The following is a 20,249-nucleotide window of genomic DNA, read 5'->3' as shown; positions in this document are numbered from 1 at the left end:
ATAAGCATTCGCCGGTAGAATGTCGGCTTTCCCATGCCGCGGCCATTGCTGCCGTGGCAAGCACACCACATGAGTCATACCGTTAGCGAACCCGACGTCGCGGCCCACCACGAACCCTCCTGGCGCGCCGGCCTCAAAGACGGCATGCCGCCGCTGTTTGGCATCGCCGCATGGGGCATGGTGGTTGGCGTGGCGATGGTCAAGTCCGGCCTGAGCGTGATGCAGGCGCTGGGCATGACGCTGGTGGTGTTTGCCGGCTCGGCCCAACTCGCCGCGCTGCCCCTGATCGCGGCTGCCGCGCCGATCTGGGTAATCTTCGTGACCTCCGTCGTGGTCAACCTGCGCTTCGTGATATTTGCCGCCTTGCTGGCGCCGCACTTTGCCAAGCTGCCGTTGCTGCGCCGCTTCCTGTATGGCTATGGCACCGGCGACCTGACCACTGCCCTTTACCTGCAGCGCTATCCGAACGAGAAGCCGGAGGCGGGCAAGCTGTCCTACTTGCGCGGCCTGCTGTACCCGAACTGGATCGCCTGGCAAGCCGGCTCGGTCGCCGGGATTTTCCTTGGCAGCGCGGTGCCGGCCGAATGGGGACTTGGCTTTGCCGGCACGCTGGCGATTGTCTGCCTCGCCGTGCCGATGGTCGCGACCCGCCCCGCCCTGGTCGGCGCGCTGGTGGCCGCCGTGACTGCCGTTCTGGCGCATGCCTTGCCGTACAAGCTTGGCCTGCTGGCGGGCGTCGTTGTCGGCATGGTCACCGCCATGGTGGTGGAAGGACAAATCGAACGACGAAAGGCCGCCAATGTCTGATCTCGAAATCTGGCTGACCATCCTGGCCATGGCTTGCGCCACCGCGCTCACGCGTTCCTCGTTCTGGGTGATCGGCGGGCATATTACGATCCCGACCCGCGTGCAGGGCATGCTGCGCTACGCGCCAGTGTGTGCACTCGCCGCCATCATCGGTCCGGACCTGTTGATGAACCCGCAGGGCAGCGTCGAATTCAGCTTCCACAACTACAAGCTGATCGCCGGCGCCGCATCGATTGCCTATTACCTCGCACGCCGTAGCATGCTGGAGACCATTGTGTTCGGCATGGCATGTTTTACTGCGTTGCGCTTACTTCTTTCCTGAAGATCGACAGCTTGGTTCGCCGATCGGCTGTAATGAGATTCTGCACTGACGGGTCGGTGTAGACCTGGTCTCCGTTTCCTGTGACAACGATCAAATAATCAGAAGCGGGCCTCCAGGCGCCTATCCAGTTCTTCCACAAAGTATTGGCCTGGCTAGCATCGTCGCTATATTTGACCTTTAATGAATGGGGCGTGTTTGTGCCGTTGATAACGACAAAATCGACGGCTCCGACATGACTTTCGTTCGGAGAAAAGTCGAATTTTGTGCCTGAACGTTGCAGCATGTCGGCCACCACGTAGCCGGCAAATCGCAACTCAACTTCTTTGCGTTTTGCTGTCTTCATTTCCGTTCTTAAAATTCGAGTTACCTCATCGAAGAGTGCTATTTTTATCCTCGACTTGGCAAGATCATATTTGCGCGGAAGATTCCGAAATCCGGTAATTCGTTTTGAGTCTACTCCGATGATGAAAATTTGGCCTGATCGGCGAGCGGATAGGTCAACCAGGCGCCGGCGGAATTGATGAGGAAGACCATGTAGTCGGCAGTCGGCTCTTTGCGTGAGATTTCCCATCTGTGAAATGTACGTCCTCGCGATTCGCGGTACATTGAGCGGTCACAAACATTTGGCCCGGCAGAGTGGGGATTGCGATGGCAGAACTTGACCATATGATTTTGCGGGTAAGCGACCCGGTGAAGTCGATTCGGTTTTATGAGGAAGTGCTGGGCCTTAAGCACGAGGGCCGGGTGGGGCCGTTTGAGGTGGTGCGGGTGAATGAGGGCTTTACGCTCGATTTGCTGGCGGAGCCGCCGCGCGAGCAGCTGCACCTGGCCTTCCGTGTCGACCCGCAGCATTTCGAGCGCGTGATGGTGCAGCTGCGCGAACGTCGCATTCCTTTCGGCGGCAACCATATGGACCGCAGCAGCGGCCAGGCCCAGCCCCAATACGGCGCACGCGGGCTCGCGCTGGCTTGTTATTTCGAGGACCCGGACGGGCATAACCTCGAAATACGCTACTAGACCTCCCACAACTTGCGGGCTTCCTCGGCAATGATGTCGGGGAATTCTTCCTGGAAGAACAGTTTGCCCTCGGGGATTTCGCGGATGCCTTGCGAGCGTGGGAATAGCTGGTCGAGGTAGCGCGCGTCGGCGATGGTGAAGATGGTGTCGCTGGCACCCCAGACCATGCGTACCGGCACCGTGCTGCGCCGCAGTTGCGCTTCGATCCCTGCCAGCGGATTAGGCGATAGCGCGTTATGGAATTCATGGTACTGCGTGCGCCGCAGCGGCGAGCTGACCAGCGGCGCGGCATAGTATTCGATGATGTCGTCCGTCAGCTGCGCAGGGTTATGGAAGACTGCGGCGCCAAACGTGGCGCGGGCCATGGCTTTGTCTGTCAGCCATTTGGCTGTGTCGTCGGCCAGTGTGCCTTTGCGGGCCATCTCCAGGACAGGTGCGATTTCGGCGGGCGGGCTGTGCGGCTCGATGTCGCAGTTGGTCAGCATCATGCTGCGCACGCGTTGCGGGTAGCGCAGCAGGAAGAGCTGGGCGACTGCGCCGCCACTATCGCTGGCGATGATGTCGACCGCGCCGGCGCCAAGCTTGTCGAGCAGGGCGGCCAACATCACGGCTTGCGCGCTGGCCGAAAGCGATTGGCCGGCCGGGACTTCCGAATATCCCAGGCCCATGAAGTCGGGCGCGATGCAGCGGCGGTAGGGCGACAGGCGCTCGATTGCGCCGCGCCACTGGAAGCTGTTCAGGGGCGCACCGTGCAGAAAGAGCGCTGCCTTCGGGCCGTTGCCGCGCTCGACGTAGGCGATCCGGCCAAAAGGCAGGTTGGCGAAACGGCGTGCCGCGCGGAAGGCGGCCACTTCGGTGGTCGCGGCTGCGTTGGAGGCAGGCGTGGCTGCAAGCAGGGTAGGTGCGGCGCTGGCGGCGAATGCTGCGCCCGTCAAGGTGAGGAAGTTTCGGCGTTTCAATGCGATCTCCATTTGGTGGCATTTGGTGAGACCGATGCTATCGGCGCCAGTACAGGGACGCGCGCACAGACAGCCGGTGGCGAGCACAATCGGCTGATTTTTTTGATTGCGCCGGAGCATAAATTGGCGCACCCTTCCTGCCATGACAACCAGACCTTCGTGTTACCCGTTGCGGGACGCGGTACCGCAACTGGATGTATTGACCTCGCCCGTACCGGAAGGGCGCTTCGACTCGCCGGTCGATGGCCGCCATGTGCTGTGCTTGCACCTTGGCGCACCGGTGCCGGTTAGCTACCGCGCCGGTCGCTTCGAACGGCAAGGTACGCGCATGCATGGCCAGTTCTGCGTCGTCCCCGGCGGCTCCAGCACGCGCTGGACCCTGACGGCGCCCGCCACCTCCTTGCTGCTGCGCCTGAACCCGGTCCTGATGCAGGACACTGCCGAACACATGCGGCTCCAGGCCGAGCTGGCGCCAGCCATCCACATCCGCGACCCGCAAATCGAGCGCATCGGCTGGATGATGCAAGCAGAGGAGCATGACGGCCACCCAGGCGGCCGCATCTTCGCCGACAGCCTGGCCAGCGCACTCGCAGCGCGTTTGCTGGCGCTGCAAACATTGACCGCACGAAGGCCGGCCACAGCGCCCGTCCGCGCCCTGCCTGCCTGGCAGTTGCGCGCCGTGCAGGACTACATCGAGGCCAACCTCGACCAGGACCTGACGCTGGCGGAGCTGGCCGCCGTCGCAGGTTACAGTGTCTCCCACTTCAAGGAGCTGTTCCGCCAGGCGGCCGGCATGCCCGTCCATCGCTTCGTCCTGGCCCGCCGCGTCGAACGCGCCCGCCAACTGCTACTGGAAGGCAAACTCACCAACACCGAGGTCGCCCTGGAAGCCGGCTTCGCCCACCCCAGCCATATGGCTCGCTGCCTGCGTCAATTCCTGGGCGCGACGCCGGCGCAGCTCCGTGCAGGCGGCACGGCAGCAGAAACATAGCCATTTAGGCAATTAAATATCAGTCCTGCCGCGGCTTAACAAGCGGCTAAGGGGCCTCGGCTTAAGGTAAAATAGCGCTCTTTCCAACTGTGACCCCTGAGTAACCATGCTGAAATTCAACCGCCTGGAAGACCTCGTAGCGCAAAATGCTCTGCAAGGTAAGCGCGTATTTATCCGTGCAGATCTGAACGTGCCGCAGGATGATGCGGGCAATATCACCGAAGATACCCGCATTCGTGCTTCGATTCCAGCGATCAAAATGGCCCTGCAAGCGGGCGCCAAAGTCATGGTTACCTCCCACCTGGGCCGTCCAACCGAAGGCGAATTCAAAGCTGAAGACAGCCTGGCGCCGATCGCCAAGCGCATGTCCGAGCTGCTGGGCCAGCCGGTTGAACTGAAACAGAACTGGGTGGACGGCGTGGAAGTGGCCGCCGGCCAGGTCGTTCTGCTGGAAAACTGCCGCGTCAACAAGGGCGAAAAGAAGAATTCCGACGAGCTGGCCGAAAAAATGGCAAAGCTGTGCGACGTGTACGTGAACGACGCTTTCGGCACCGCACACCGCGCCGAAGCCACCACCCACGGCATCGCCAAGTTCGCACCGATCGCTTGCGCCGGCCCGCTGCTGGCCGCTGAGCTGGATGCGCTGGGCAAAGCCTTGGGCGCCCCAGCCCGTCCGCTGCTGGCCATCGTTGCCGGCTCCAAAGTATCGACCAAGCTGTCGATCCTGAAATCGCTGGCCGACAAGGTGGACAACCTGATCGTCGGCGGCGGCATCGCCAACACCTTCATGCTGGCTGCCGGCCTGAAGATCGGCAAGTCGCTGGCGGAAGCCGACCTGGTGGCCGACGCCAAGGCCATCATCGAAATGATGTCCGCCCGCGGCGCCACCGTGCCGATTCCGGAAGACGTGGTGTGCGCGAAAGAATTTTCGCCAACCGCCGTCGCTACCGTGAAGGCCGTGGCTGACGTGGCCGACGATGACATGATCCTGGACATCGGCCCTAAGACTTCGGCCAAGCTGGCTGCCCAGATCGCCGAAGCCGGCACCATCGTCTGGAACGGCCCGGTCGGCGTATTCGAATTCGACCAATTCGGCGAGGGCACCAAGACCCTGGCCATGGCTATCGCCAACTCCAAAGGTTTTTCGATTGCGGGCGGTGGCGACACCCTGGCCGCGATTGCGAAATACCAGATCACCGACAAAATCGGGTACATCTCTACCGGCGGCGGCGCCTTCCTGGAATTCCTGGAAGGTAAGACCCTGCCGGCAGTGGAGATCCTGGCGCAACGCGCCCAGTAACACGGTAAAAGGCGCCCGCAAGGCGCCTTTTGAACTTTTTAAAGCTCACACGAAGGAATCTTCATGGCACGTGGTACCAAGATTGTCGCAACTATCGGCCCAGCATCGACCGACCTCAGCATCCTGATCCAGATGATCAAGGCGGGCGTCGACGTGGTCCGCCTGAACTTCTCCCACGGCAAGGCGCAAGACCATATCGACCGCGCAGCCCTGGTGCGGAAGGCCGCAGCGGAATGCGGCAAGGAAGTGGCAATCATGGCCGACATGCAAGGTCCCAAGATCCGTATCGGCAAGTTCGAGAACAACAAGATCGAACTGGCCAAGGGCGACAAGTTCATCCTGGACGCCAAATGGGGCGAGAACGGTGAACTGGGCAACCAGGAGCGCGTGGGCCTGGACTACAAGAGCCTGCCGACCGACGTCAAACCGGGCGACGTGCTGCTGCTGAACGATGGCCTGATCGTGCTGACCGTGGACAAGATTTCCGGCAGCGAAATCTACACCACCACCAAGATCGGCGGCGAGCTGTCCAATAACAAGGGCATCAACCGCCAAGGCGGCGGCCTGACCGCACCGGCGCTGACCGCCAAGGACATGGAAGACATCAAGACCGCGATGTCCTTCCAGGCGGACTACCTGGCAATCTCTTTCCCGAAAAACGCCACCGATATGGAAATGGCGCGCCAGCTGGCCAATATCGCCGGTGAGCCGTTCAACTTCAAACCGATGATGATCGCCAAGATCGAGCGCGCCGAAGCGATTCCTGCCCTGCAGGAAATCCTGAACGCCTCCGACGGCATCATGGTTGCCCGCGGCGACCTGGCTGTCGAGGTAGGCAATGCCGCCGTGCCTGCGCTGCAAAAGCGCATGATCCGCATGGCGCGCGAATCGAACAAGATCGCGATCACCGCGACCCAGATGATGGAGTCGATGATCTTCAACGCCGTGCCGACCCGCGCCGAAGTGTCCGACGTGGCCAACGCGGTGCTGGACGGTACCGATGCCGTCATGACTTCGGCCGAAACCGCCTCCGGTAAGTACCCAGTGGAAACTGTGGAAATGATGGCGGCCATCTGTACCGAAGCCGAGCAATCCGAATACAACAAACTCGATGCGGACTTCCTGAACGCCCGCTTCACCCGCATCGACCAGTCGATCGCCTATGGCGCCCTGTTTACCGCGCACCACCTGCGCGTGAAAGCGATTGTGGCCCTGACCGAATCCGGCTCCACCGCGCTGTGGATGAGCCGCCACAACATCGACACCCCGATTATTGCGCTCACGCCGAGCACTGGCACCCAGCGCAAGCTGGCCTTGTACCGTAACGTTTTCACCCACATGCTGAAGCAGGACGGCCCGACCGACGTTGTGCTGCGCGGCGCCGAAGACCTCCTCGTAAAACAGGGTATTGCCCAGAAGGGCGATATGATTGTGGTTACCTGGGGTGCGCCGATGGGCAAAGTGGGCGGCACGAACGCACTGCGTATCGTGAAAGTGGGTGAGTTCACCCACCGCGCAGATTCGGCTCGATAACGAACGCTAACGATTTCTTTATTGTTTGGAGTAATACCATGTCCCTCGTATCCATGCGCCAACTGCTGGACCACGCCGCTGAACACGGCTACGGCATCCCAGCTTTCAACGTCAACAACCTGGAACAAGTGCAGGCCATCATGGCTGCCGCCGATGCCGTCAACGCACCGGTGATCATGCAAGCTTCCGCAGGCGCACGTAAGTACGCTGGCGAAGCCTTCCTGCGCCACCTGATCGACGCAGCGATCGAAGCCTACCCGCACATTCCAGTCGTGATGCACCAGGACCACGGCCAGTCGCCGGCAGTCTGCATGGCTGCGATCAAATCCGGCTTCTCCTCCGTGATGATGGACGGTTCCCTGATGGCTGACGGCAAGTCTGTCGCTTCCTACGAATACAACGTCGAAGTGTCGAAAGAAGTGGTGAAGTTCTCCCACTCCATCGGCGTGACCGTGGAAGCGGAACTGGGCGTGCTGGGCTCCCTGGAAACCATGAAGGGCGACAAGGAAGATGGCCACGGCGCGGAAGGCACCATGACCCGCGAACAGCTGCTGACCGACGTGGCGCAAGCTGCCGACTTCGTGCAGAAGACCCAGTGCGACGCGCTGGCAATCGCTATCGGCACTTCCCACGGCGCTTACAAGTTCACCCGCAAGCCAACCGGCGACATCCTGGCGATCGACCGCATCAAGGAAATCCACGCCCGCATACCTAACACCCACCTGGTGATGCACGGTTCCTCCTCCGTGCCGCAGGAACTGCTGGCCATCATCCGCGAATTCGGCGGTGACATGAAGGAAACCTACGGCGTGCCTGTGGAAGAAATCCAGGAAGGTATCCGTCACGGCGTGCGCAAGATCAACATCGACACCGACATCCGCCTGGCCATGACCGCTGCCGTGCGTAAGTTCATGTTCGAGAATCCATCGAAGTTCGACCCACGCGACTTCCTGAAGCCAGCCCGCGCTGCTGCTGAAGAAGTTGTGAAGGCGCGCTTCCTGTCGTTCGGCTGCGAAGGCCGCGCGTCGCTGATCAAGCCAATCTCGCTGGAGAAGATGGCTGAGCGTTACAAGGCCGGTGAGCTGGCCCAGATCGTCAAGTAAAACCGGCAGTGCAGTGTCTGACCCGCAGGGTCAGACACTGGTACATCGCCGCCGCGTGAACTTGCCTGGTGTCTGACCCCGTGGGTCAGACACCGGTTTACCGGTTTAAAAATCTCAGATAGTCCCCGCCATGAACAGCCTGTACAAATCCTCCATCAAATCCCTCCCCCTGCTGGGCCACGGTAAAGTGCGCGACAACTACGCCGTCGGCACCGACAAGATCCTGATCGTCACCACCGACCGCCTGTCCGCGTTCGACGTCGTGATGAACGAACCGATCCCTGGCAAAGGCATGGTCCTGAACCAGATGTCCGACTTCTGGTTCGAAAAACTGGGTCACATCGTCCCTAACCACCTGACCGGCGTCACCCCGGAATCGATCGTGGCGCAAGACGAAGTCGAACAGGTCAAAGGCCGCAGCGTTGTGGCGAAGCGCCTGAAGCCAATCCTGGTGGAAGCGGTGGTACGCGGCTACATCATCGGCTCCGGCTGGAAAGACTACCAGGCCACCGGCTCCATCTGCGGCATCAAGCTGCCGGAAGGCCTGCAGCAAGCCGACAAGCTGCCAGAACCAATCTTCACCCCGGCCGCCAAAGCCGACCTGGGCGAACACGATGAAAACATCTCCTTCGAAGAGATGGAAAAGAAAATCGGCGCCGAACTGGCCGCCAAGATCCGCGAAGTTGCGATCAAGCTGTACACCACCGCTGCCGACTACGCAGCGACCAAGGGCATCATCATCGCCGACACCAAGTTCGAATTCGGCCTGGACGACAACGGCGTCCTGCACCTGATGGACGAAGTGCTGACCGCCGATTCCTCGCGCTTCTGGCCAGCCGACTCCTACCGTCCAGGCATCTCGCCACCGTCCTACGACAAGCAGTTCGTGCGCGACTACCTGGAAACCCTGACCGACTGGCAAAAGACCCCGCCGGCGCCAGCCCTGCCAGCGGAAGTGATCGAAAAGACCCAGGCCAAATACTTCGAAGCTATCGAGCGCCTGACCGGCGAAAAGCTGAAGGTATAAGCCATGTCCGATAATCAGCCAATGAGCAAACCACTGGTCGGCATCATCATGGGCTCGTCCTCGGACTGGGACGTGATGAAGAACGCCGTCGACATGCTGAAGCAGTTCGGCGTGCCGTATGAAGCGCAAGTGATCTCCGCCCACCGCATGCCGGACGAGATGTACGCCTACGCCAAGAGCGCCCGCGCTCGCGGCCTGCGCGCCATCATCGCCGGCGCCGGCGGCGCGGCCCACCTGCCAGGCATGGTGGCGGCAATGACCATCGTGCCGGTGCTGGGCGTGCCTGTGCCGTCCAAGTACCTGCGCGGCGAAGACTCGCTGTTGTCCATCGTGCAGATGCCGAAGGGTGTGCCGGTGTCGACCTTCGCCATCGGCGAGGCTGGCGCTGCCAACGCGGGCCTGACCGCTGTGGCGATCATCGCCACCACGGACGACGCGCTGGCTGCCAAGCTGGAAGAATTCCGCGTGTCGCAAACCGCAGCCGCTAAAGCAATGGTATTGCCTGTATGAGTAATGTGAAGAACCCTCCAGCGTGGCTGGGCGTGATGGGCGGCGGCCAGCTTGGCCGCATGTTCGCGCACGCCGCGCAGAGCATGGGCTACAACGTCGCCGTGCTGGAGCCGGCCGCTGACTGCCCTGCGGGGCAGGCGGCCAATCGCCTGATCAACGCCGGCTACAGCGATGCCGCCGGCCTGGATGCACTGGCCGCGCAATGCGTGGCTGTCACCACCGAGTTCGAGAACGTCCCTGCCGACAGCCTGTCGCGCCTCGCGCAATCGGTCTTCGTGGCGCCGAATGCGCACGGTGTGTCCGTGGCGCAGGACCGCATTGCGGAGAAGAGCTTCTTCGTCGCCAGCGCCGCCAAGTCGGGCGTGATGCCTGCGCCGCATAAAGTCATCGCCACCGACGCCGATATCGACGCCATCAGCGACGACCTGCTGCCAGGTATCCTGAAGACTGTCCGTATGGGCTATGACGGCAAGGGCCAGGTCCGCGTGAAGTCGCGCGACGACGTGCGCGCCGCCTTCGAAGGCATGGGCAAGGTCACCTGCCTGCTGGAGAAGATGCTGCCGCTGGCATATGAAGTGTCCGTGCTCACCGCACGTGCTGCGGACGGCGCGTCCGTGGTCTACCCGATCGCCGAAAACGTGCACCGCGACGGCATCCTGTTCACCACCACCGTGCCAGGCCCGAATATCACCGCCGACTGCGCCGTCAAAGCGCAAGCAGCGGCGAAAGCCATCGTGGCGGAACTGGGCTACGTCGGCGTGCTGTGCATCGAGTTCTTCGTGCTGGCCGACGGCTCACTGGTCGTCAACGAGATGGCTCCGCGTCCGCATAACAGCGGCCACTACACCATCGACGCCTGCGTCACCAGCCAGTTCGCACAGCAGGTGCGCGCCATGGCCGGCCTGCCGCTGGGCGATGTGCGCCAGCATTCGCCGGCCGTCATGCTGAACATCCTCGGCGACATCTGGTACGAAGGCGTGGGCGACGATGTACGCGAGCCGGCGTGGGACAAGGTACTGGCCCTGCCAGGCGCCAACCTGCACCTGTACGGCAAGGAAGAACCGCGCCGTGCGCGCAAGATGGGACACCTGACCTTCGTCGCTCCGACGCTGGTGGAAGCGCAGCAGCACCTCAACGCCGCTTGCGCCATCCTCGGGATCGCGCCATGACCGACGCAGCATCCCGCGACATCGCCGGCGCCGCAGCTGCGCTGGCGAATGGCGACCTGGTCGCATTCCCCACCGAGACCGTGTACGGCCTAGGTGCGGATGCGGAGAACCCGGCCGCCGTCGCAAAGATTTATGCTGCCAAAGGCCGCCCGCAGGACCATCCGGTGATCGTGCACGTCGCCCCCGGCGCCGACATCGATTACTGGACCACCGATGTACCCGAGCAAGCGCGCCAGCTGGTGAAAGCTTTCTGGCCTGGCCCGCTGACCCTGATCCTCAAGCGCAACGCCCACATCCCGGACGCCGTTTCCGGCGGCCAGGACACGGTCGGCATCCGCTGCCCATCGCACCCTGTGGCGATGCAGCTGCTGCAAGCTTTCAAAGGCGGCAAGGGCGGCGTGGCTGCACCTTCTGCCAACAAGTTCGGCAACGTCAGCCCGACCACCGCGCAGCACGTGCGCGATGAATTCGGCGACGACCCGCGCCTGGCCGCCATCCTCGATGGCGGTTCGAGCCAGGTCGGCATTGAATCCACCATCCTCGACATGTCGCGCCTGGCCACGCACGGCCCGGTGCTGCTGCGCCCCGGCCACATCACCGCGCAGGAAATCGCCGACGTGATCGGCGCCATGCCGCGCCAGCCAGACCAGGCCGCGCCGCGCGCATCCGGCACGCTGGAATCGCACTACGCACCGAAGGCGCCGGTGGCACTGTTGCCGACTGGCGACATCGAAAAAACCCTTGCGGAGCTCAAGCTGCGAGGGCGTAGTGCAGCGCTGATCCATTACACGCCGTTTGCGCTGACGCAAGCAAATGTGGCGCTCCCTGCCGAGCCAAAGGGGTATGCTTATGGTGTGTATGCCGCGTTGCGCGCGATGGATCAGGAACAGGTTGAATTGATCCTCGTCGAAGCGCCGCCGGCCGATGATGCCTGGCTTGGCGTCAATGACCGACTGCGCCGCGCTGCCTTCGGCTCGACCGGCATTATTGAGCGTTTCCTGAAGTCGTAACCGCAGCGGGGCAGCCCGCCTCCTGCGCAAGCGAGGAGGCCGCCATGTCCCGCATCACGGCACACATCGCACGCAGCGTGGGATGGCTTGCTGTTGCCACCGCGCTGCTGTCGCAAGGCGCACTTGCCAACGACGGCGCCGAAGCGGGAGCCGTTGCCCGCACCCGTCTCTCCTCCGCTGAACGCGGCACGCTGCTCGCCGGCCCCACCCTGTCGCGCATCGACACCGGACCATTCAGCAGTTCCAAACGCATTGAACCCGCCATGCTGGCCGAAGTGCTGCAGAAAGCCGGCAGCGCGCTGGCGGAAGCCGCCGGCAAGCCGCGCTGCACCATCACCACCTACAGCCTGCGTTACAGCACCATCGGCGGCGGAGGCGAAGCGACCGACGCCAGCACCGCGCTGATCCTGCCCTCCGGCGACGACCCGCAATGCCAGGGCCCGCGACCCGTGCTGCTGTACGCCCACGGCACATCGACCGCCAAGGACCACAATATGGCCCGCCTGCGCGGCGAAGCCAAGCTGGTGGCAGCGCTGTTCACTGCGCAGGGCTATATCGTGGTGGCGCCCAACTACGCCGGCTACGACGGTTCCTCGCTGCCCTACCATCCCTACCTGAACGCCGAACAGCAATCGGCCGACATGATCGACGCTCTGCGCGCCGCCCGCGTCGCGATGGCGCGCCTGCACGCCCAGCCCGGCCCGAACCTTTTCCTGGCCGGCTACTCGCAAGGCGGCCACGTCACGCTGGCGACGCAACGCGCCATGCAGCAGGGCGATGAATTCAAAGTGACCGCGGCCGCCGGACTATCCGGCCCGTACGCCATGGCGCGCTTCTCCGACACGGTGTTTGGCGGCCAACCGAATGCCGGTATCACGATCTACCTGCCGCTGATCGCCACCTCGGCCCAGCACGCAGGCGCCGCCATCTACGCCAAGCCGGAAGAATTCTACGAAGTGCAATATGCGAGCGGCATTGAGACACTGTTCCCAACGACCATGACGCGCAAGGAACTGGTCAAGCAAGGCAAGCTGCCCAAGGCCGCCGTCTTTGCTCTCGACTCCCTGCCGCAGGGCAGCGGCAGCGCAGCCTATTTCAGCAACCCGCACCTGGTGCGCACCAGCTTCCGCAACGCCTACCTGCAGGACGTGGCCCAGCATCCCTGCGGCGATGGCGAAGACTGCACGCCCGCCAACAACCTGCGCAAATGGATGCTGAAAAACGACTTGCGCAATTACATCCCCCAAAGCCCGCTGCTGCTATGCGGCGGCAGCAAAGATCCGTCGGTCCCTTTCTTCAACGCCACCGCCGCCGCCGCATATTTCACGCGGCACGGCGTGACGCCAATCGTGGTGGACCTGGAGCAGCAGGATGATCAAGACGCGTTTACGAACGCCCGTCGCAGCTTTGTCCTGATCCGGGATGAGAGCATGAAAAAGGCGAGGGAAGAAGCGGAAAAAAGCGGTCGCAGCGCCGACGAACTGCTGATGGAAAGCTACCACGCCCGCCTGGCAGGCGCCCCCTGCCTGCTGGCCGCCCGCACCTACTTCAACGCCCTGATGCGGCAAGACGTTCTGGCCGCGCACTGACTCCCGCGCGGTTGCCGGACCACGCCTCCCTTGCCTCGCTGATGCGCCGCTGCGACAGTCACGCGCCGCAATGGTGCAAGGGTGTTGTTTTTACAAATTTCTCCTTGTATCAAACTTGCCTGAACTGGCATATTAGTTTGGCTACGAATAGCACGCGCGTTCGTAAAGCCTACAAAAATACCACCCCCTGGAGACACAATGCGTCATTTCAAACTTGCCTTGACGGTCATGGCAGCGGCCGTGATTGCCGGTTGCGGCGGCAGCGATCCGCGCCCTGGCGACCAAACCCCGAAAACCAAATATTCCGCCGAGGTGATCTTTGGCGACAGCCTGGTGGACGTCGGCACCTACAAGGTCGGCGCCGTGGCGGCCATTGGCGGCGGCCTCTTCACCATCAACGGCGACAATACCGCGGTGAATCCTGCCCTGACCGGCAAAGTCTGGCCTGAACTGATTGCAGCCCAGCTCGGCCTGCCGAAGCCATGCGCGGCCGTCACCGGCCTCGATGGCGATGCCAGCAAGGGCTTCAGCGTGCCGGCGCAAGCCCACACCGGCTGCTACGGCTATGGCCAGGGCGGTTCGCGCGTCAGCAATCCAGTCGGCATCGGCCATAAGCTCACCGGCAGCCCGCTCGGCGCATTAACCTATCCATTCACCACCCAGGTGGCGAACCACCTGGCAGCAGTCGGCGGCAAATTCAAAGGCGATGAGATCGTCTTCGTACTGACCGGTAATAACGACCTGCTCGTCGGCATGCAACAACTCGGTGACGCAGCGACTGCTGCCGGTACCGCAGCGGGCAAGACCGCCTTCGGCAACAGCCTGGTTGCCCAGCTGGCAGCCGGCGCCACGAATCCTGCTACCGCCGCCCAATCGATCGGCCTAGCCCTGGCGACCGAAGCCGCGCGTCCTGGCAGCACCGATGCCAGCATCGTGAGCGCAGCCGTTACCGCCGCCGTATTGGCCGGCAATACCGCAGCTGCCTCGCCGGCCGTGTATGGCCCGATGGTTGCCAAGGCCCAGGCGGATGCATCCGTCGCCGGCACCAAGGCCGGCACCGACTACTTCGCCGCCAATGCACCAGGCGTCGTGCAAGCTGTCGCCACCGCAGCAAGCCAGATCGTCGCAACCGTCAAGACCCAGATGATTGGCAATGGCGCCAATTTCGTCACCGTGGTTGGCATGCCGGACGTTGCTACCACGCCAGCCGGCCGCGCTACCACCGATGCTGGCCGCAGCGTGATCAATGCAGCGGTCAAGGCCTTCAACGACACGCTGACCGCAGGCCTGTCCGGCGAAAGCAAAGTGCTGCTGATCGACGCCTACACGCTGACCCATGACCAGGCAACCAACCCTGGCATCTACGGCCTGACCAACAGCTCCGATCCCGCTTGCGACTTCACCCCGGCCAAGAACCCGTTGGGCAACTCGCTGGGCTGCAACGCCAATAACCTGAAAGCTGGCGACGTCAGCCACTATGCATTCGCCGACTCCGTGCATCCGACGCCATACCTGGGCCTGCAGGCCGCCCGCTATATCTCGGAACGCCTGATCGCCAAAGGCTGGATGTAATTACAGAATAAAAGGACAAGCAATGACTAAACGACTCAACAGCGCCATCAAGCTGCTGGCCATCGCCGCCGCGCTGGGCGCCGCATCGGGCGCTTCCGCGCAATCGCAAGGTGAATGGCTGGCCAAGGTTGGCGTCAACCGCATTTCGCCGGACGTCACTTCCGGCGATGTCACCGCACCATCCAAGCCGGGCGTGAAAGCCGAAGTGGGCTCGGACACCAAGCCGATCTTCAGCGTAGGCTATATGTTCACCGACCACATCAGCGCTGAGCTGATGCTGGGCGCACCGTACAAGCACACCCTGTACGGCGCCGGCACCATCCAGGGCACCGGCAAGCTGGGCACCGCCGAAGCGCTGCCGCCGACGATCTTCGGCCAATACCGCTTCTTCGAGCCGAACGCCACCGTGCGTCCCTACGTAGGCCTGGGCTACACCTATGCCTACTTCCAGAAAGAGACCGGCTCCGCGCAGCTGACCGCGATCCTGAACACGGGCGGCTCCCCGGTGACGTACTCGCTGGATTCCAAGTCCGCCATCAGCGGCGTGCTGGGCGCCACCGCCAAGCTGTCCGAGCGCTTTTATGCCGACGTGAATGTGGTCAAGACCAAGCTCAAGACCCGCGCCCACTTCTCCACCGGCCAGACGCTGGACATCAAGCTCGACCCACTGGCAGTCAGCCTCTCCGTAGGCTACCGCTTCTGACGTAGCCCCCGCGAAATGTCCACCTTGGGGTCAGGAACAGAGGTGGACATTTTCCAGAAAATGTCCACTTTCGTTCCTGACCCCAAGGTGGACATTTCGCGCCATCCGGCTAAGGAATATACGGCCCCTTGACCTCACCCCAGCCCCACTTGGGCATAGGTTGTTCTTCTTCGACGATAGCGCCGGGCTGGGAGTTGATCACCGCCAGGCGCGAACCCCATTCCAGGTAGCCCACCAGGGCCGAGCGGAATTCGGGGTCGTCCGGCATCCCTAATTCATCGGCCGTATCGAGCAGCAGCGTCACCCAGCGGCGGCGCTGCTCCTGCGACAGGTGACGGCTCAGGTGCTGGCGAATCATGTGCGCATGGCCGCCATGCACTTCCGAATAGGCGGTCGGCCCGCCCATTACTTCTCCAAGAAATGCCGCAACATGCGCCGGATGATGGTCGCCCATGTGGGCAAAGACTGCGCCGAGCAGCGAGTCGGCTTTCACATGCTGGTAGAAACGGGTGGTGAGCTTGTTCAGCGCATCGCTGCCGCCAAGCCAATCGTACAAAGTTGGGACCATGTTGCCGCTCCTTGACGTGAGGGATCGGCAAGCATGCTAGCACGCATAAAAAAGCCCCGCTCGCGGCGGGGCTCCTGAAAAAGGGGGACGTCCCCTTTTTTACTGGAAGGCTTGGATGCCGGTCATCGCGCGGCCCAGGATCAGGGCGTGGATGTCGTGCGTGCCTTCGTAGGTGTTGACCACTTCCAGGTTCACCATGTGGCGGATGATGCCGAATTCGTCGGAGATGCCGTTGCCGCCCAGCATGTCGCGCGCCACGCGGGCGATGTCCAGCGACTTGCCGCAGGAGTTGCGCTTCATGATCGAGGTGATTTCGACGGCGGCAGTGCCTTCGTCCTTCATGCGGCCCAGGCGCAGGCAACCTTGCAGGCCGAGGGTGATTTCGGTCTGCATGTCGGCCAGCTTCTTCTGCACCAGCTGGTTCGCCGCCAGTGGGCGGCCGAATTGGTTGCGGTCCAGGGTGTACTGGCGGGCGGTGTGCCAGCAGTCTTCCGCCGCGCCCAGCGCACCCCAGGCGATACCGTAGCGTGCCGAGTTCAGGCAGGTGAACGGGCCTTTCAGGCCGCGCACGTCCGGGAAGGCGTTTTCTTCCGGGCAGAACACTTCGTCCATCACGATTTCGCCGGTGATCGAAGCGCGCAGGCCGAACTTGCCGTGGATTGCAGGTGCGGACAGGCCTTTCATGCCTTTTTCCAGCACGAAGCCGCGGATCGCGCCTTCATCATCCTTGGCCCAGACCACGAATACGTCGGCCACTGGGGAGTTGGTGATCCACATCTTGGAGCCGGTCAGGGAGTAGCCACCTGGCACCTTCTTGGCGCGGGTGATCATCGAACCTGGGTCGGAACCGTGGTTAGGCTCGGTCAGGCCGAAGCAGCCGATCCACTCGCCGGTCGCCAGCTTTGGCAGGTATTTCTGTTTCTGGGCTTCGGTACCGAATTCATAGATCGGCACCATCACCAGGGAGGACTGCACCGACATCATCGAGCGGTAGCCGGAATCGACACGTTCCACTTCGCGTGCGATCAGGCCGTAAGCCACGTAGTTCAGGCCAGGACCACCGTATTGTTCCGGGATGGTTGGACCCAGCAGGCCCAGTTCGCCCATTTCGCGGAAGATGGAGGTGTCCATCTGCTCATGGCGGAAAGCTTCCAGGATGCGTGGCTGCAGCTTGTCCTGGCAGTAAGCCGCGGCGGCGTCGCGCACCATGCGCTCTTCGTCGGTCAGCTGGTCGTTCAGCAGCAGGGGATCGTCCCAGTGGAATGCGGCTTTGCTCATGTTGCTTCCTGTCTCTCTCTGTTTGTACAACAATTATAAAAAACCAATCATTTCAACAGGTCGCGGAACTGGCCGCCGTGGAAAACCAGCGGTGCATTCCCCGCAAACTCGCATTGCTCAACCTCGCCCACGAAAATCACGTGGTCGCCCTCCGGGTAGCGGCTACGGTTGTGGCATTCAAACCACGCCGTGCAACCCTTCAGGATCGGCTGGCCGGTGCGCGACAGCTCAAATTCGACGGTGCCGAACGGGTCTTCCGAACGGGTCGAAAACAGCTTGGCCAAATGGGCCTGGTCTGCGCTCAGCACATTAATCACATAGTGCGAGTTGCCGCTGAAAATGGGCAGGCTATTAGCGCCCGTGCCCAGGCTCCACAGCACCAATGGCGGGTTCAGCGAGACGGAATTGAAGGAACTGGCCGTCAAGCCGCGGAAACTGCCATCAGCAAGCCGCGTAGTGATCACGGTGACACCGGTGGCAAATTGCGAGAGTGCCTGGCGAAAATGGGCACTATCGAATTCGCGCTCAGTGGCGCGTGGGGAGCTGGTATTCATGCGGTACCTGTTTGTTTCAAAGAGATTATGCCAAAGAACGATAGTCTAACCTTTGGCGAAAGCGACAGTGATTTTAGCTAAGGCGGCACTTTTTGTGCGGTGCGGGCGGATTTGCGCTACAGTAATACTTCCGGTACGTGAGGAGGGCGATATGGCTGAGGTGGCAATCCTGGGCGGTGGATGCTTCTGGTGCACGGAGGCGGTGTACCTGGAAGTCAAAGGTGTAACCAAGGTGGAATCCGGTTACACGGGGGGCGCGCAGCCCAATCCAACGTATGAACAGGTCTGTACAGGCGAAACCGGCCACGCGGAAGTGGTGCGGCTAGAGTACGACCCGGTCCAAATCAGCTACCGCGACCTGCTGGTGATCTTCTTCACCATTCACGATCCGACTACCCTGAACCGGCAAGGCAACGATGTCGGCACCCAGTACCGTTCCGTTATCTTTTACGAAACACCGGAACAGGAAGCCACTGCCCGTCAAGTGATCGGGGAAATGGCCCATGTGTGGGATGCCCCGATTGTCACCGAGCTGGCGACCGCCGCGCCGTTCTTCAAGGCCGAGGACTACCACCAGAACTACTTCGCCCAGCATCCGCTGCAAGGCTATTGCGCTTTCGTGGTAGCGCCCAAAGTAGCCAAGTTCCGCAAGACTTACGCCGACAAGCTCAAGACCTAGGGCGGTGCGCGGTCCCTTCGCCTGGCGTAATGAACAGCACTTTGGCTTGCTGTGCGACGTTGGCAGTGTGCCAGGCGCCGCGCGGCACCAGCAGGAACTGGCCCGGCTTCGATAGTGTGATTTTGCGCTCAGGCTCGAGCACGAACTCGATTTCGCCCGAGATCAGGACGACGACTTCTTCGCCAGCGGGATGCTGTTCCCAGCTTGCCCAATCGTTGGAGAAATCGTAAGTCGACACCAGCCGTCCCGGCCCAAGATGCTCAAAGCCACCGGTTGTCAGTTTTTCCCAGAACGATTCATCGACTTCGAGCGGGACCGCTGACCCTTCGGGCCCGAGGTGGAGATAAGTCTCGGTGGCCTGGAAAAGCCCAATGGATGAAGCCATGCTGCACACTCCTTTCAAACTGGACGTAACTGTTCGGCAAGGCTACGCGTTTTTTCAGTGACCTCGGTGCCGGTATGCAGCGTTGATTTGCGCTCGATCAGCATGATGTGGCACTCGTTCTCGGCGATGGGATTATGTCTGACGCCTTTCGGGACGACAAAGGCCTCGCCTTCATTGAGGACAACGGACCGGTCTTCCATCTCGATCGTCAGGGAGCCTTTGAGAATGTAGAAAAGTTCGTCCTCATGTTCATGGCTATGCCAGGCGAGCGAACCAAGGACCTTGGCGACCTTGACGTAGGAGTCGTCGACGTCCGCCACAACGCGCGGGGACCAGTGTTCACTAAGGCTGGCCGCTACTTTGCTCGGAGAAACTGCTTCGTTCATCGTAAATCCCTTCTTTAGTTCGCGGCGCCGTTCTTCTTGAACACAAACGAGACCACAAGGCTTTCCGGTTCACTCTTGAAGGAAGTTACCACCGCCTTGCGGGAAATCTTTTCAACGTCGGACAAATTCGCAGACGGAAGGGAAGAGAATTGAACCGTCGCCGCGGTGAACGAGCCGTTGTGGTAGCTGAAGCCAACCTGCGGTTTCACACCGACCTGCTTCTCGATCGTCGTCGCTACTGCTTCGGATTGCGCCATTCCTTCCTTGACCGCGTCGACCATATTGCACCCGCCCAGCATAAGGCCAAGCGTTGCGAAAGCGACGAATCTCCGAATCATCTTCATCTCCTCTATTTTGTTAAGAGTTCTTTCAATGTGGGCCGGCCATCATCGTAAGCGATATTGTCGACGCGCCACCCGGCTTTGGTTTGCACCAGCGAGTACGTTAGCTTGCTCGCGTAGGAACCCGTGCGCAGGTGCGCAACAACTGCGTTGCTTGTCGATCCTGCTTCGAAATTCACCGTGGAGCCGGAGGGATCCTGGTTGCCCCACAGAGGCACAAAATCTAGCCGGCAAATCTCATGCTTCGTTATTGTGCAGACGCGGTCGCGATGAATGAGCTCATACAGGTTTGGCGTGATGTGCCGCAGCAGGACTTCCTTGGGCTGGTCTATAAAGCCAGGTTCCAAGGGGTAGTCCACTACTGCTTCGTAGGCAAAGGCCTGGTAAAGCTTGATCACAGCCGCGACTTGCGGGGATGGCGGCTCGGCTGCGAAAGCCGCAAGGGG

General features: G+C 61.7%; 24 protein-coding genes. 15 read left to right on the top strand and 9 right to left on the bottom strand.

Going from position 1 to position 20,249, the window contains the following annotated elements; translation table 11 throughout:
• The first annotated feature begins 69 nt into the window (after positions 1-69).
• Both AC1RTP_RS15230 and AC1RTP_RS15225 read left to right on the top strand, forming a co-directional pair.
• Positions 70-807, top strand: a complete 738-nt coding sequence (locus AC1RTP_RS15230) for an AzlC family ABC transporter permease (RefSeq protein WP_498608469.1) — start codon at positions 70-72, stop codon at positions 805-807.
• The gene (locus AC1RTP_RS15225) at positions 800-1,129 is read left to right on the top strand and encodes an AzlD domain-containing protein (RefSeq protein ID WP_498608468.1); all 330 of its coding nucleotides are present in this window, start codon (positions 800-802) and stop codon (positions 1,127-1,129) included. The genes AC1RTP_RS15230 and AC1RTP_RS15225 overlap by 8 nt, the downstream gene beginning before the upstream one ends.
• Here the strand turns inward: AC1RTP_RS15225 and AC1RTP_RS15220 are convergent.
• A complete protein-coding gene (locus tag AC1RTP_RS15220; protein ID WP_498608467.1) occupies positions 1,101-1,472 on the bottom strand; it encodes a hypothetical protein in 372 nt (123 codons plus the stop codon). The genes AC1RTP_RS15225 and AC1RTP_RS15220 overlap by 29 nt on opposite strands.
• Before the next feature lie 305 nt (positions 1,473-1,777).
• On the opposite strand from AC1RTP_RS15220, the gene AC1RTP_RS15215 reads away from it, so the two are divergent.
• Entirely contained in the window at positions 1,778-2,146 is a 369-nt protein-coding gene (locus AC1RTP_RS15215; RefSeq protein WP_498608466.1) for a VOC family protein, read from the top strand.
• Here AC1RTP_RS15215 and AC1RTP_RS15210 read toward each other — a convergent pair.
• The gene (locus AC1RTP_RS15210) at positions 2,143-3,105 is read right to left on the bottom strand and encodes an alpha/beta fold hydrolase (RefSeq protein WP_498608465.1); all 963 of its coding nucleotides are present in this window, start codon (positions 3,103-3,105) and stop codon (positions 2,143-2,145) included. The two genes, AC1RTP_RS15215 and AC1RTP_RS15210, sit on opposite strands and share 4 nt — an antisense overlap.
• A gap of 199 nt (positions 3,106-3,304) precedes the next feature.
• On the opposite strand from AC1RTP_RS15210, the gene AC1RTP_RS15205 reads away from it, so the two are divergent.
• The 11 genes from AC1RTP_RS15205 (at position 3,305) to AC1RTP_RS15155 (ending at position 15,612) form a co-directional block, all read left to right on the top strand.
• Positions 3,305-4,096, top strand: a complete 792-nt coding sequence (locus AC1RTP_RS15205; protein ID WP_498608464.1) for a helix-turn-helix domain-containing protein — start codon at positions 3,305-3,307, stop codon at positions 4,094-4,096.
• Positions 4,097-4,202: 106 nt separating this feature from the next.
• Positions 4,203-5,396, top strand: coding sequence for a phosphoglycerate kinase (locus tag AC1RTP_RS15200; protein ID WP_498608463.1), 1,194 nt, complete (start codon positions 4,203-4,205; stop codon positions 5,394-5,396).
• Between the two features lie 63 nt (positions 5,397-5,459).
• On the top strand, positions 5,460-6,929 hold the full coding sequence (gene pyk / locus AC1RTP_RS15195) for a pyruvate kinase (RefSeq protein ID WP_498608462.1): 1,470 nt from the start codon (positions 5,460-5,462) through the stop codon (positions 6,927-6,929).
• A gap of 38 nt (positions 6,930-6,967) precedes the next feature.
• Positions 6,968-8,032, top strand: a complete 1,065-nt coding sequence (fba, locus tag AC1RTP_RS15190) for a class II fructose-bisphosphate aldolase (RefSeq protein WP_498608461.1) — start codon at positions 6,968-6,970, stop codon at positions 8,030-8,032.
• A gap of 130 nt (positions 8,033-8,162) precedes the next feature.
• Positions 8,163-9,059, top strand: a complete 897-nt coding sequence (locus AC1RTP_RS15185; protein ID WP_498608460.1) for a phosphoribosylaminoimidazolesuccinocarboxamide synthase — start codon at positions 8,163-8,165, stop codon at positions 9,057-9,059.
• A gap of 21 nt (positions 9,060-9,080) precedes the next feature.
• Positions 9,081-9,569 (top strand): 5-(carboxyamino)imidazole ribonucleotide mutase, encoded by a 489-nt coding sequence (purE, locus tag AC1RTP_RS15180; protein WP_090435523.1) that lies wholly within the window; start codon positions 9,081-9,083, stop codon positions 9,567-9,569.
• Positions 9,570-9,574: 5 nt separating this feature from the next.
• Positions 9,575-10,738: a 5-(carboxyamino)imidazole ribonucleotide synthase gene (locus AC1RTP_RS15175; protein ID WP_498608459.1), complete on the top strand. Its 1,164-nt coding sequence runs from the start codon at positions 9,575-9,577 to the stop codon at positions 10,736-10,738.
• Positions 10,735-11,748 carry an L-threonylcarbamoyladenylate synthase gene (locus AC1RTP_RS15170; RefSeq protein ID WP_498608458.1) on the top strand — a complete coding sequence of 338 codons (1,014 nt, stop codon included), beginning with the start codon at positions 10,735-10,737 and terminating at the stop codon, positions 11,746-11,748. The genes AC1RTP_RS15175 and AC1RTP_RS15170 overlap by 4 nt, the downstream gene beginning before the upstream one ends.
• A gap of 44 nt (positions 11,749-11,792) precedes the next feature.
• Positions 11,793-13,337 carry an alpha/beta hydrolase family protein gene (locus AC1RTP_RS15165; RefSeq protein WP_498608457.1) on the top strand — a complete coding sequence of 515 codons (1,545 nt, stop codon included), beginning with the start codon at positions 11,793-11,795 and terminating at the stop codon, positions 13,335-13,337.
• A 198-nt stretch (positions 13,338-13,535) separates the two neighbouring features.
• Positions 13,536-14,909, top strand: a complete 1,374-nt coding sequence (locus tag AC1RTP_RS15160; protein WP_498608456.1) for an SGNH/GDSL hydrolase family protein — start codon at positions 13,536-13,538, stop codon at positions 14,907-14,909.
• A 22-nt stretch (positions 14,910-14,931) separates the two neighbouring features.
• A complete protein-coding gene (locus AC1RTP_RS15155) occupies positions 14,932-15,612 on the top strand; it encodes an OmpW/AlkL family protein (protein ID WP_498608455.1) in 681 nt (226 codons plus the stop codon).
• Positions 15,613-15,721: 109 nt separating this feature from the next.
• Here AC1RTP_RS15155 and AC1RTP_RS15150 read toward each other — a convergent pair whose 3' ends face one another.
• The 3 genes from AC1RTP_RS15150 to AC1RTP_RS15140 all read right to left on the bottom strand — a co-directional run bounded on the left by AC1RTP_RS15150 (position 15,722) and on the right by AC1RTP_RS15140 (position 18,012).
• Positions 15,722-16,180, bottom strand: coding sequence for a group II truncated hemoglobin (locus tag AC1RTP_RS15150; RefSeq protein ID WP_498608454.1), 459 nt, complete (start codon positions 16,178-16,180; stop codon positions 15,722-15,724).
• Positions 16,181-16,279: 99 nt separating this feature from the next.
• Positions 16,280-17,458, bottom strand: a complete 1,179-nt coding sequence (locus AC1RTP_RS15145; RefSeq protein ID WP_498608453.1) for an acyl-CoA dehydrogenase — start codon at positions 17,456-17,458, stop codon at positions 16,280-16,282.
• A gap of 47 nt (positions 17,459-17,505) precedes the next feature.
• Complete coding sequence (locus AC1RTP_RS15140; RefSeq protein WP_498608452.1) at positions 17,506-18,012, bottom strand: flavin reductase family protein; 507 nt, start codon at positions 18,010-18,012, stop codon at positions 17,506-17,508.
• A 151-nt stretch (positions 18,013-18,163) separates the two neighbouring features.
• Here AC1RTP_RS15140 and msrA point away from each other — a divergent pair, with 151 nt between their 5' ends.
• Positions 18,164-18,691 (top strand): peptide-methionine (S)-S-oxide reductase MsrA, encoded by a 528-nt coding sequence (msrA, locus tag AC1RTP_RS15135; RefSeq protein WP_498608451.1) that lies wholly within the window; start codon positions 18,164-18,166, stop codon positions 18,689-18,691.
• On the opposite strand, the gene AC1RTP_RS15130 is transcribed toward msrA, so the two are convergent.
• Genes AC1RTP_RS15130 through AC1RTP_RS15115 form a run of 4 tightly spaced genes read right to left on the bottom strand, consistent with a single transcriptional unit; the run spans position 18,681 to position 20,201 of the window.
• Positions 18,681-19,076, bottom strand: a complete 396-nt coding sequence (locus tag AC1RTP_RS15130) for a cupin domain-containing protein (protein WP_498608450.1) — start codon at positions 19,074-19,076, stop codon at positions 18,681-18,683. The genes msrA and AC1RTP_RS15130 overlap by 11 nt on opposite strands.
• Before the next feature lie 14 nt (positions 19,077-19,090).
• Complete coding sequence (locus AC1RTP_RS15125; protein ID WP_498608449.1) at positions 19,091-19,462, bottom strand: cupin domain-containing protein; 372 nt, start codon at positions 19,460-19,462, stop codon at positions 19,091-19,093.
• Positions 19,463-19,476: 14 nt separating this feature from the next.
• The gene (locus AC1RTP_RS15120) at positions 19,477-19,800 is read right to left on the bottom strand and encodes a hypothetical protein (RefSeq protein ID WP_498608448.1); all 324 of its coding nucleotides are present in this window, start codon (positions 19,798-19,800) and stop codon (positions 19,477-19,479) included.
• Positions 19,801-19,811: 11 nt separating this feature from the next.
• Positions 19,812-20,201, bottom strand: a complete 390-nt coding sequence (locus AC1RTP_RS15115; RefSeq protein ID WP_498608447.1) for a hypothetical protein — start codon at positions 20,199-20,201, stop codon at positions 19,812-19,814.
• Positions 20,202-20,249: the final 48 nt, after the last annotated feature.

The organism is Pseudoduganella sp. GW821-FHT11H04 (assembly GCF_058807935.1).
Note: the sequence above shows the minus strand (reverse complement) of the source record. Positions and strands in the feature narration are given on the sequence as shown.